13 protein-coding genes are annotated in these 12,179 nt (G+C 33.6%); 12 read left to right on the forward strand and 1 reads right to left on the reverse strand.

The genetic code is table 11. The annotated features are described in order from the left end of the window. Nucleotides 1-466: 466 nt before the first annotated feature. The 12 genes from F9279_RS00425 to aroA all read left to right on the forward strand — a co-directional run bounded on the left by F9279_RS00425 (nucleotide 467) and on the right by aroA (nucleotide 11,705). Complete coding sequence (locus F9279_RS00425) at nucleotides 467-739, forward strand: HU family DNA-binding protein (RefSeq protein ID WP_016203034.1); 273 nt, start codon at nucleotides 467-469, stop codon at nucleotides 737-739. A 431-nt stretch (nucleotides 740-1,170) separates the two neighbouring features. Continuing rightward, on the forward strand, nucleotides 1,171-1,941 hold the full coding sequence (locus F9279_RS00430) for a heptaprenyl diphosphate synthase component 1 (RefSeq protein ID WP_193224367.1): 771 nt from the start codon (nucleotides 1,171-1,173) through the stop codon (nucleotides 1,939-1,941). 8 nt (nucleotides 1,942-1,949) lie between these two features. Continuing rightward, nucleotides 1,950-2,651 (forward strand): demethylmenaquinone methyltransferase, encoded by a 702-nt coding sequence (locus tag F9279_RS00435; protein ID WP_152110665.1) that lies wholly within the window; start codon nucleotides 1,950-1,952, stop codon nucleotides 2,649-2,651. A gap of 73 nt (nucleotides 2,652-2,724) precedes the next feature. Next, on the forward strand, nucleotides 2,725-3,687 hold the full coding sequence (hepT, locus tag F9279_RS00440; RefSeq protein WP_152110666.1) for a heptaprenyl diphosphate synthase component II: 963 nt from the start codon (nucleotides 2,725-2,727) through the stop codon (nucleotides 3,685-3,687). Between the two features lie 254 nt (nucleotides 3,688-3,941). Beyond that, nucleotides 3,942-4,388 (forward strand): nucleoside-diphosphate kinase, encoded by a 447-nt coding sequence (gene ndk, locus F9279_RS00445; RefSeq protein WP_152110667.1) that lies wholly within the window; start codon nucleotides 3,942-3,944, stop codon nucleotides 4,386-4,388. 201 nt (nucleotides 4,389-4,589) lie between these two features. Beyond that, complete coding sequence (locus F9279_RS00450) at nucleotides 4,590-5,366, forward strand: CheR family methyltransferase (RefSeq protein ID WP_152110668.1); 777 nt, start codon at nucleotides 4,590-4,592, stop codon at nucleotides 5,364-5,366. A gap of 119 nt (nucleotides 5,367-5,485) precedes the next feature. Continuing rightward, entirely contained in the window at nucleotides 5,486-6,658 is a 1,173-nt protein-coding gene (gene aroC, locus F9279_RS00455) for a chorismate synthase (protein WP_152110669.1), read from the forward strand. Then, the gene (aroB, locus tag F9279_RS00460; RefSeq protein ID WP_152110670.1) at nucleotides 6,658-7,740 is read left to right on the forward strand and encodes a 3-dehydroquinate synthase; all 1,083 of its coding nucleotides are present in this window, start codon (nucleotides 6,658-6,660) and stop codon (nucleotides 7,738-7,740) included. Before aroC ends, aroB begins: the two co-directional genes overlap by 1 nt. Next, a complete protein-coding gene (gene aroH / locus F9279_RS00465; protein ID WP_152110671.1) occupies nucleotides 7,740-8,102 on the forward strand; it encodes a chorismate mutase in 363 nt (120 codons plus the stop codon). Before aroB ends, aroH begins: the two co-directional genes overlap by 1 nt. Nucleotides 8,103-8,155: 53 nt before the next feature. Then, complete coding sequence (hisC, locus tag F9279_RS00470; protein WP_152110672.1) at nucleotides 8,156-9,259, forward strand: histidinol-phosphate transaminase; 1,104 nt, start codon at nucleotides 8,156-8,158, stop codon at nucleotides 9,257-9,259. A 28-nt stretch (nucleotides 9,260-9,287) separates the two neighbouring features. Next, on the forward strand, nucleotides 9,288-10,391 hold the full coding sequence (locus F9279_RS00475; RefSeq protein WP_152110673.1) for a prephenate dehydrogenase: 1,104 nt from the start codon (nucleotides 9,288-9,290) through the stop codon (nucleotides 10,389-10,391). A gap of 21 nt (nucleotides 10,392-10,412) precedes the next feature. Next, nucleotides 10,413-11,705 (forward strand): 3-phosphoshikimate 1-carboxyvinyltransferase, encoded by a 1,293-nt coding sequence (gene aroA / locus F9279_RS00480; protein ID WP_152110674.1) that lies wholly within the window; start codon nucleotides 10,413-10,415, stop codon nucleotides 11,703-11,705. Between the two features lie 200 nt (nucleotides 11,706-11,905). On the opposite strand, the gene F9279_RS00485 is transcribed toward aroA, so the two are convergent. Next, complete coding sequence (locus F9279_RS00485) at nucleotides 11,906-12,127, reverse strand: hypothetical protein (protein WP_152110675.1); 222 nt, start codon at nucleotides 12,125-12,127, stop codon at nucleotides 11,906-11,908. Nucleotides 12,128-12,179 lie beyond the last annotated feature (52 nt).

Consider the following 12,179-nt stretch of genomic DNA (forward strand, 5'->3'; position numbering starts at 1 on the left):
ACAAGTTCTTATAAGAAGATTTTTCCATTTACTATATGGAGTTTGTCAACAAAATGAATGAAAACAGCAGAGTCTTCTAAAAGAAAGATGGATAAACAAGTTAATAATTATTAAACTATATCGAATGAGAGGTAAATAAGTCAACCAATAAATTAAATTAATAAAAGAATTATTACGCTAATATTTCAAATTAAGAAAATATTGCTATCAACACATAAAATTTCTTGATATGGAGAATTGATTATGATAATCTTTTAAAGGAATTAGCGTCACATAAGGTTTTCTAAACCTAATAAAAGGTTACTAAATGCTTATTACTTGAATATTTGTCTAACTTGGTCTAGTATAAAGTCAGTTTTAAGAAAAAGTTCAGTAGGACGTATATAATTCCAATAATTTGTTTACAAATAATGATAAGAAACGAATTTTGCGATTTATTTGAAACACTCGGGAGGAGGTGAAAGGCATGAACAAGACAGAATTAATTAACGCAGTTGCAGAAGCAAGTGAACTTTCTAAAAAGGACGCTACTAAAGCAGTTGACGCTGTTTTTGATACAATCTTAAATGCTTTAAAAGATGGGGATAAAGTACAATTAATCGGTTTTGGTAACTTTGAAGTACGTGAGCGTGCGGCTCGTAAAGGTCGTAATCCACAAACTGGCGAGGAAATCGAAATCGCAGCTAGCAAAGTTCCTGCTTTTAAACCAGGTAAAGCTCTTAAAGATGCAGTGAAATAATTACATAAATTAATAGTATTTCACTAAAACCGCGAATGTTTCGCGGTTTTTTTATTTTGAGAATGGATATAACTTAATTAATCCTCTTCAAACCCCGACAGGAGTCGAATATATGCAGCTCTATTCCAAGAGATGTTTTAAATAGTATTGTGAATAATACATCTGAAAACGGCTTGAATGAGGAATTCTACCAGAATTTTGTATAAAAAGGTTTAAAAGATATAAATGCTGGCAAAAGTAAACATGGCGAGAAGTATCTGGATTTATACATAAAAAACTTGATGAAATGATTGTAGTAGGCTACTTGAGTTCTTCTGTATCTCTTTAATGCCTATTATGTTATAATAAATAGAATATGAAGATAAATGGAAATATACATACAAAGTAATTATTGGGGAACAAGGGTGATGTTTATGGCTATATACGAAATCATGGAAATGGTAAAAAGAAAGATAACAGAAAAAACCTCTCATACATATTTACAAAAGCATCTATCAAATCCGATATTAGATGACAATAAATTGCTTTTAACCGTTACTTTGCTATCAGAAGCAAAGCTAAACAAAACAGATATTATTACATATGCTACAACGATTACCTTAATCCAGATTGCCCTTGATACCCATGAACTCATAACAAATGAACGCATGCATTCAGGAAATGAAACAAAGAGGCAGTTAACTGTATTAGCTGGAGACTTATATAGTGGTCAATACTATAAAATTCTTGCAGAAATAGAAGATTTAAAAATGCTAAAAAACTTAGCTGAAGGTATTAAAGAAGTAAATGAAAGTAAAATTTATTTCTATCAAGAAAATACTACTGACTCCTCCCAATTAATGAGTAGTTTGATAAATATAGAAGCAAGTCTCTTAAGAAAAGTAACAAACTATTTCCATTTAGAAGAGTGGAATGGATTTTTAGAAGATTACTTATTATTAAATAGAATTGAGCTAGAAAGAGAACAGTTTAAGAATACAGGTAAATCCGTAATGGTAGATGCATTTGTTCAATACGAAGAGATAAAACAGGAAACAACTAACGGATACCTCTACATATTAGACAAATATGCTAAATGGGCGTACATGCAACTTGAGAAAACAATGATCAAATTGCCTACTCTCAACCTACAATTAAAAGAAAGTATTAATCAACTCCTATTTGGTAGTAGACAACAACAAATGTATGTGGAAGAAGGGTAATCATTAGTATGCAAGAACAGCAATCAAAGGAAGAAAAAGTACATAATGTTTTTGAAAAGATCTATGGAAACTATGACAAAATGAATTCTGTTATTAGCTTTCAACAACACAAATTGTGGCGTAAAGAAACAATGAAAAAAATGAATGTTCCAAAAGGATCTAAATGTCTAGATGTATGCTGTGGTACTGCAGATTGGACAATCAGTTTAGCAGAAAAGGTTGGCTCAACAGGTAAAGTTATAGGTTTAGACTTTAGTGAAAATATGTTAAGTATCGGAAAACAAAAAACAAAAAAATACGAAAATATCGAGCTTATTCACGGAAATGCAATGGAGTTACCTTTTGAGGATAATAGTTTTGATTATATTACAATTGGATTTGGCTTAAGAAATGTTCCTGATTATTTAACTGTCTTAAAAGAAATGAGGAGAGTTGTAAAGCCAGGTGGGATGGTTGTATGTCTCGAAACATCTCAACCTACTATGCCAGTGTTTAAACAAGGTTATTACTTTTATTTTCGATATATTATGCCACTATTCGGTAAGCTATTTGCGAAAAGCTATAAAGAGTATTCGTGGTTACAAGAGTCTGCAAGGGATTTTCCAGGAATGAACGAACTTGCTGAAATGTTCAAAGTCGCTGGATTGAATAAGGTAAGCTACAAGTCGTTTTTTGGAGGAGTGGCTGCCGTTCATATGGGCTATAAATAAGCTTCTTTATTTCTAGATAAAAAGAGGCAGTAAAAAAATTTAAATATTGATTTCAAAGTTGGGTGAGTTCGTAGTGAAGTTAAAAATGATGTATTCATTTTTGAATTCGGATATAGAAGTAATTGAAAAAACATTAGAAGAAACTGTACAAGCAAATTCATCACTATTAAAAGAATCATCCTTACACCTACTAAAAGCAGGTGGGAAAAGAATTAGACCTATATTTGTTTTATTAGCTGGTCAGTTTGGGGATTATGATATACATCAAATAAAAAAAGCAGCCGTTTCATTAGAATTAATTCATATGGCTTCTCTCGTGCACGACGATGTAATAGATGATGCTGATTTGAGAAGAGGGCAACCTACCATTAAGGCAAGATGGGATAATAAGATTGCCATGTATACTGGTGATTATATTTTTGCTCGATCTATGGAAATAATGAGCGAAATAAACAAACCAGAAGCTCATCGTGTGCTTGCAAATACAATTGTGGAAGTATGCATAGGAGAAATACAACAAATTAAAGATAAATACCGTTTTGATCAATCACTGCGGGATTATTTTAGACGTATTAAAAGAAAAACAGCCTTGTTAATTTCTGCGAGTTCTTTAGTAGGTGCAATAGTGTCAGATGTTGATGTAAAACATCAAAAAAAATTGTTTGATTTTGGCTATTATGTAGGGATGTCTTATCAAATTATTGATGATGTACTTGACTTTATTGGTACAGAGAAAGAATTAGGAAAACCAGCTGGTGGTGACTTGCTGCAAGGAAACATAACCTTGCCTGCATTTTATGCGATGGAGCAAGAAGAAATTAAAAGGAAAATCCTAACAGTCCATGAGAAAATGGATAAAGAGGAGTTAAATGTTATTATTGATTTAATAAAAAATTCTGATGCTATTGAACGGTCATTAAGAGTAAGTGACTTATATTTGAAAAAAGCGCTAGAATCTATAAAAGACCTACCAAATGGTAGAGCTAAATCTGCCCTTATAAATATTGCTAAATATCTGGGGAAAAGAAAATTCTAAGCTAGTATTTTTATACTAAATATAAATAAGAAGGCTATTTTACTAAGTAGAAGGCAGTTTGTATAACTAACTATTTCTGCTTTCTACTTGAATAAGAGTCGAATGTATTTTCCTTCATTTTCAAAATAAGTGAACATATTATGAACAAACTGTGAAAGCGTTTTATATTGTTTGTAAATTTGTATAGCCTATGTTAATGTTACCTTTAAGCAACCTATCATATTTACCAATACATAATGTAGGAGTGAACTCTTATGGAAAGAACATTTCTTATGGTGAAACCAGATGGTGTACAAAGGAACTTAATAGGTAATATAGTACAACGTTTTGAACAAAAAGGATTTCAGCTTGTTGGTGCGAAATTAATGCTGATAACAGAAGAGCAAGCTAAAGCTCATTATCAAGAGCATGTAGAAAAACCTTTTTTCTCCGAATTAGTTGAATTTATCACTTCAGGTCCTGTTTTTGCAATGGTATGGGAAGGTGAAGGTGTTATTGTGAAAGCAAGACAAATGATGGGGAAAACTGATCCATTAGATGCTATGCCTGGAACTATTCGAGGAGACTTTGGAATGGTTAAAAACAAAAATATTATTCATGGATCAGATGGTTTGGAAAGTGCAACGAGAGAAATTTCTATCTTTTTTAAAGAAATAGAATTAGTAGAATACCAAAAAGTTGGCCAAAACTGGCTACAGTAAATATACATATCACCAACAAGCAGAAGCAGCAGCTGCTTGTTTTTTTTATAATCACTCGTTAATTTGCACTCCACTTAACGAAAACCCTACAATAAACAGAACTTTTTTGCATTTCCATTTTTTTCGCCTTTTTTTGGATAAATCGTTTATACTATAAAAAAGAAGTCACTACATCATGATGAATTTGTGAGGAATTAATATATGGATAATGATTTTCAGGATTTTATTAAAAGCTTTTATAGATTGTCAGGAATTGACCTTTCTCTTTATAAAGAAGCACAGATGAAAAGAAGATTAACCTCATTATTTGAAAAAAGGGGGTTTCACTCCTTTAAAGATTATTTTCAAGCAATCAACAAAGATAAAGAGCTGTTAGATGAATTATTAGATAGAATGACTATTAATGTGTCGGAATTTTATAGAAATTATAAAAGGTGGGAAATTTTAGAGAATAAGATTTTACCAACTTTAATTAAACATAGAACGCCATTAAAAGTATGGAGTGCTGCATGTTCAACAGGAGAAGAGCCTTACACTTTGTCCATGATTCTGTCCAATAAACTACGACCAATGGATTTTCAAATACTTGCAACAGATCTAGATACTAAAGCTATTGAAAAGGCTAAAAATGGCACATATTTGGAGAGGGCATTAAATGAGGTTCCTTTAGCTCAAAAAAAGAAGTATTTTCAGTCTTCAGGAAGCATGTATAAAGTAGTAGATGAAGTGAAGAAAAATGTAACCTTTAAGCAACAAAATTTGCTGTCTGATTCTTTTGGTGGACCTTATGACTTGATTGTTTGTAGAAATGTTATGATTTACTTTACAGAAGAGGCAAAAGATATTTTATATCAAAAATTTGCAGATGCACTAAGACCTGGTGGCATTTTATTTGTAGGTAGCACAGAACAAATATTTACACCAAGTCAATATGGCCTTGAGACAGAGGATACTTTTTTCTATAAAAAACAACACTAACATAGGAATTAAATGAGTATTTTCTAATCTAATTTTCTATAAATACTATTCAATAAGTAGCGAGTATGTTATATTGGAACATAATTACTTTAAAGCGTTGAAGGGAGAAAGGGTCGGAAATGAGATACTTAACATCTGGGGAATCACATGGTCCCAAACTTATTACTATAATTGAAGGACTTCCTGCTGGAATGCCTTTATTAGCTGAAGATATAAATGAAGATTTAGCTAGAAGACAAAAAGGTCATGGTCGGGGAAGACGCATGCAAATTGAGACAGATACAGTCGAAATAGGCGGAGGCATCAGGCATGGTTATACATTAGGTTCACCTGTTTCCTTAATTGTTGACAATAATGATTGGAAGCATTGGACAAAAATTATGGGACAAGAACCTCTACTTGAGGAAGAAGCAGCAGATATTAAACGGAAAATTTCTCGTCCTAGACCAGGTCATGCAGATCTTAATGGAGCAATCAAATATGGTCATCGAGATATGCGTAATGTTCTTGAGCGATCTTCTGCAAGAGAAACAACGGTTAGAGTGGCAGCAGGAGCTGTTGGGAGAAAACTATTATCTCAACTCGGAATAAAAGTTGCTTCTCATGTAGTAGAAATTGGTGGGATTAAATCCAATGTAAATACATACGGCTCTATAGAGGAGTTAAAAGAAGTAACGGAAAACTCGCCGGTTCGTTGTTTAGATCCTATTGCTGAAAAAGTGATGATGAAAGCAATTGATGATGCTAAAACGAATGGTGATTCCATTGGTGGAATTGTCGAAGTAGTAGTTGAAGGAATGCCAATAGGTGTAGGTAGCTATGTACACTATGACCGAAAATTAGATGCTAAACTTGCGGGCGCTATTATGAGTATTAATGCATTTAAAGGGGTAGAATTCGGAATTGGTTTTGAAGCTGCTAGAAAACCAGGTAGTGAGGTTCATGACGAAATTATTTGGGATAAGGAAGAAGGCTATACAAGAAGAACAAATCGACTAGGTGGATTAGAAGGTGGAATGACTACTGGAATGCCAATCGTAGTTAGAGGCGTTATGAAGCCAATTCCCACTTTATATAAACCATTAAAAAGTGTGGATATTGATACAAAGGAAGAATTTTCAGCTAGCATTGAGAGAAGTGATAGTTGTGCAGTACCAGCAGCAGCTGTTGTAGCTGAAAGTGTCGTTGCATGGGAGTTGGCATCTGCAATTGTTGAACAATTTTATTCAGATCGCTTTGAAGGTTTAGTAAACAATATTGCTAAACATAATGAATATGCGAGGGAGTTTTAATGAGAAAAGTATTAGTGGAGACAACCTCTAAAAGCTATCCAGTATATATTGGTACAAATGTCCTTGATAAGCTAAATCCATATATCCTTGAAAACTTTAAGAGTTGCTCGAAAATACTTATTATCACAGACCAAACAGTTGCTAAATTACATTTAGGAACTGTTTTGGATAGTATCAAAGGATTTCCAGTAGAAGTCTACACGGTTCCTTCAGGGGAAAAAGCGAAAACCTTTGAAGTATACTATAATTGCTTATCTTATGCGTTAGAAAAACAACTAGATAGAAAATCTCTCCTTTTAGCATTGGGTGGTGGTGCTGTCGGAGATTTAGCTGGCTTTGTTGCAGCATCCTTTATGAGAGGTATTCCGTTTATACAGCTTCCAACCACTATATTAGCTCACGATAGTGCAGTTGGTGGAAAGGTGGCAATAAATCATCCGCTTGGAAAAAATATGATTGGTGTTTTTAATCAACCAGAAGCAGTATTTTACCAAACCGCTCTACTTACTTCCTTACCATTTCAAGAGCTTAAATCAGGCTTTGGTGAAGTAATTAAACATGCTCTTATTAGTGATTTAGGTTTTTATCAACAATTAAGTAATACCATTTCAGACCTGAATCAAGTAAAAGAGGAGTATTGGTCAGAGTTACTTGAAAAAGGAATAATGGTGAAAAGGAAAATCGTACAGCAAGATGAAAAAGAATACAGTGTACGTGCATTTTTAAACTTTGGTCATACCTTAGGACATGCGATAGAAGCAGAAATGGGATACGGAAAAGTTACACATGGCGAAGCAGTAGTGATAGGCATGGTATTTGCTTTATCGATGAGTGTACATAAATATAACTTGAATTTTTCTATCGATAATTTCTCAGAATGGTTGGTATCATTAGGTTACTCAACTAGAGTTCCTGAGCATTTAAAGGTAGAAAACTTAATTGCTAGAATGAGACAAGACAAGAAATCAATAAATGGTAATATAAATTTCGTTTTGTTAGAAGAAATAGGAAAACCAGTATTAGTAAAAGTGGGAGAAAGTGAACTGAAGCGGGAATTAGTAAGGTTTAAGGAGAGAAGTTAATGATTAGAGGGGTTAGGGGAGCAATTACTGTTAGTAATAACGAGGAAGCAGAAATATTAACAGCTACCAAAAGACTAGTAGAAGAGATGATCAAATCTAACCATATATTAGCAGAAGATGTTGCCTCTGTATTTCTTTCAGTAACAGATGATATAGATGCAACTTTTCCTGCAAAAGTAATTCGAATGCAGGAAAACTGGACATATGTTCCAGTAATGTGCATGAAAGAAATTGCAGTTCCGAACGGGTTAGATAAATGTATTCGAATTATGATGCATTGGAATACCGACGTGTCACAGCAAGAAATACAGCATATCTATTTAGAAAAGGCAGAACAATTAAGACCTGATTTACAAAAATAATTGCTTTTAAATAATACGTAATAGAAATTTAATCATATTAGAGGTGAAGGATTATGAAATGGAAAAAACAATTACTAAACTTAACTCCATATCAGCCTGGAAGAACAATCGATGAAGTAAAAGAAGCTTTTAATTTAGATAAAATTGTAAAATTAGCATCTAATGAAAATCCTTTCGGCAGCTCTCCTAAAGTGATGGAAACGATTCAAAAGATGGATAGTTCTTTTGCTTTATATCCAGACGGGTATGTTACGAATCTACGCGCAGAATTGGCGAAATTTTTAAAAATCGAAAAAGAAGAGTTAGTATTTGGTAACGGCTCTGATGAAATTATTTTGATGATTTCTAGAGCATTATTAAGTCCAGGCTTAAATACGGTAATGGCAAGTCATACCTTTGGTCAATATAAGCATAATGCTATTGTTGATGGTGCAGAGGTAAGAGAAGTACCTCTTACGGATCAAGCAGAGCATGATTTACCTGCTATGTTAAAGGCGATAGACAAAAATACGAGTGTGGTTTGGTTATGTAGTCCTAATAATCCTACAGGTACTTATATACCAGGCGATGATTTAGTAGATTTCTTAAATCAAGTTCCAGAAGATGTGCTAGTGGTGTTAGATGAAGCATACTATGAATATGTTGTAGCAGAGAATTACTATGATTCTATTGCATTAACAAAACAATATAATAATTTAATTGTATTACGTACTTTTTCGAAAATTTATGGTCTTGCGAGCTTCCGAGTTGGATATGGAGTAGCAAATAAAGAGTTGCTTCAAACTTTAGAACCTATAAGAGAGCCATTTAATGTGAATACATTAGGACAAATTGTGACACAGGTTGCCCTAGAAGATCAGGAATTTGTGGAAGCATGTAAGCAGAAAAACAGAGAAGGTTTGGAAAGTTTATACCAATTCTTTACAGAGAACAAACTTTCTTACTATCCATCACAAACCAATTTTATCCTTGTAGATTTCCAAGTAGATGGTAATGAAGTTTTTCAATATTTAATGAGTAAAGGGTACATCGTTCGTTCAGGAGTACCACTTGGTTTCCCTACTTCGGTTCGTATTACTGTAGGATCAAAAGAAGAGAACGATGGGCTAATGCAGGCTATGACAGACTTCTTAGTAAAAAAGAAAGTAACAAATTGAAAATAATGTTTGAGAAGGCGGTGCTAGGATGAACGGTCGCGTCTTCATAATAGGACTTGGTTTAATCGGTGGATCATTAGCTTTATGTATAAAAAAAGAACATCCCAATAGCTCTATAATTGGATTTGATATTTCACAAGAAAACCTTAAACTAGGAACTATGCTGGGAGTTATTGACGAAATAGCTACTTCTATTGAGGCAGGTGTAGAGAATGCAGATTTAATCATTCTCTCTACACCTGTGAAAGAAACAGAGCTTATTATAGAAAGCTTAACAAGGCTAGACTTAAAGGAAAATGTAATTATCACAGATGTAGGTAGTACAAAGACTGTGATAACAAATAAGTCTGAGGCATTATTAGCAAAAGGAATAACATTTATTGGTGGACATCCTATGGCTGGTTCACATAAAAGCGGTGTGTCTGCTTCGAAGTCTATACTATTCGAAAATGCTTTTTATTTACTCACACCTCATGTAAGTATAGATAGCAAGAAAGTAAATCAACTACAGGATTGGCTAATAGGAACAAATGCTAAATTTATTGTTATTAGCCCAGAAGAACATGACTTACTTACAGGTGTAATTAGTCATCTCCCGCATATTGTAGCGGCATCACTTGTTCATCAAGCAGATCATACTAGTGAGTCACATGAGCTTGTTACTAGACTTGCTGCTGGTGGGTTCCGAGATATTACCCGTATTGCTTCAAGTAGTCCTGCAATGTGGCGAGACATTTTAATACATAATAAAGAAGTATTGAAAGAACAACTCGTTATATGGAAAAAAGAAATGGATAGTGTTTATTCTTTGATAGAAACAGAGGATGAAGAAGGTATTTTTAACTATTTTCATCGTGCAAAAGAAGTAAGAGATGGTTTACCGTTGGGGCAAAAAGGGGCGATTCCTGCGTTTTACGATCTCTATGTGGATGTTCCAGACTATCCAGGTGTTATCTCTGAAATAACAGGCTATCTAGCACAGGAAAATATTAGTATAACCAATATTCGTATTCTAGAAACAAGAGAAGAAATATTTGGAATTCTTGTGATTAGCTTTCAAACTGAGGAAGATAGAAAAAGAGCGCAAAACTGTATAGCTAGCTATTCTAATTATGATAGTACTATTGGTTAGAAAGAGATGGAGGGTAATCAATTGGAAAGGAAATCCTTAAAGAAAAACAAGAATGGTTTAAATGGTGAAATATCTGTACCAGGAGATAAATCTATCTCTCATCGTTCCATTATGTTTGGTTCCATTGCAGAAGGTACAACTACAGTATCTAACTTTTTATTAGGCGATGATTGCTTAAGTACTATTTCGTGTTTTCGTAAATTAGGTGTTGAAATGGAGCAAAATGAGGAACAAGTAATTATACATGGTAAGGGCTTAAAGAATTTACAGGAACCAAAGGAAATATTAGATGTTGGAAACTCAGGCACAACTATCCGTTTATTAACTGGCATTCTTTCTGGTTTGAATTTTCATAGTACACTTATTGGAGATTCGTCTATTGGTAAAAGACCAATGACTAGAGTAGTAAAACCATTGAAAGAAATGGGCGCTCAAATAGATGGAAGAGATAACGGAAATTTTACTCCTCTGTCTGTACGTGGTGGAAAATTGAGAAGCATTACTTATCAATTACCTGTAGCAAGTGCTCAAGTAAAATCAGCTATTCTATTCGCTGGACTTCAGGCAAATGGTACAACAACTGTAAAGGAAAAAGCACCAACCAGAGATCATACCGAAAGAATGATTAAGAGATTTGGTGGAGACATTCATGTATCTGATGCAGGTATTGAAATAACTGGCGGACAACACTTACAAGGTGCTGAAATTCATGTGCCAGGAGATATTTCTTCTGCAGCATTCTTTTTGGTAGCTGGTTGTATCATACCAAATAGTAGAATTGTATTGAATAACGTAGGATTAAATCCAACTCGTACAGGAATTATAGATGTCCTTCAGCAAATGGGAGCTAATATAGAGGTGATACCTGATTCTGAAGATAGCTTTGAACCTACTGGAACAATCATTGTTTCAACAAGTTCCCTACATTCAACAACAATCGGTGGAGATATCATACCAAGGTTAATTGATGAGATACCTATTATCGCTCTATTGGCAACACAAGCATCAGGAACAACTGTGATAAAAGATGCTCATGAGCTTAAAGTAAAAGAGACTAATAGAATTGATACCGTTGTAAATGAACTGAAAAAGTTAGGAGCAAATATTGAAGCAACAGAAGATGGTATGATTATTCATGGCAGAACAGATCTTACAGCTAGTACTGTTCAGTCACATGGTGATCACCGTATTGGTATGATGCTCGCAATGGCTGCTCAAATTTCCGAAGGTGAAATGCAATTAGAAGATTCAGCTGCTATTTCTGTGTCTTATCCTACTTTCTTTAGTGATCTTAAAAAATTGGAAAACGAGTAGGATCCTAAATAATTATTATGTTTAAATGTTTTAAATTAGAAAAGCAGTGTGTATTCGGTTAAGTATACACACTGCTTTCCTATATCTTAAACTTATTATTAAGTGTTATTAATAATTATAGGTTTTCTTCCTTTCTTTTAAATCCCCCCATAAAGAAGCGTTATTGTACCAACTAAGAAAAGAAGAATAAATAATATAATTCATACCCCTGCTGCTGCAAATTCATCTCCTACATAGAAACAATATGAAATACTTATTAACCATGAGAGAAAACGGGATATTCCGAACATAGTAAGTAGTCCCCAAATAATTATTTTTCTTTTAGACGACTTATTAGTACTGAGTTTAAATCCAAGTAATATGGAATCAATAACCAATAACCAATAACCAATAACCAAAAGCAATGCTATGCAAATCCCCATTCCTCGTTACCCTTTTTTTTGAATATTTTACCACAAATAACCATTAGTGGTA

It is taken from the genome of Bacillus sp. B1-b2 (assembly GCF_009183415.1).
In the GTDB taxonomy this organism is placed as follows: Bacteria; Bacillota; Bacilli; order Bacillales; family Cytobacillaceae; genus Niallia.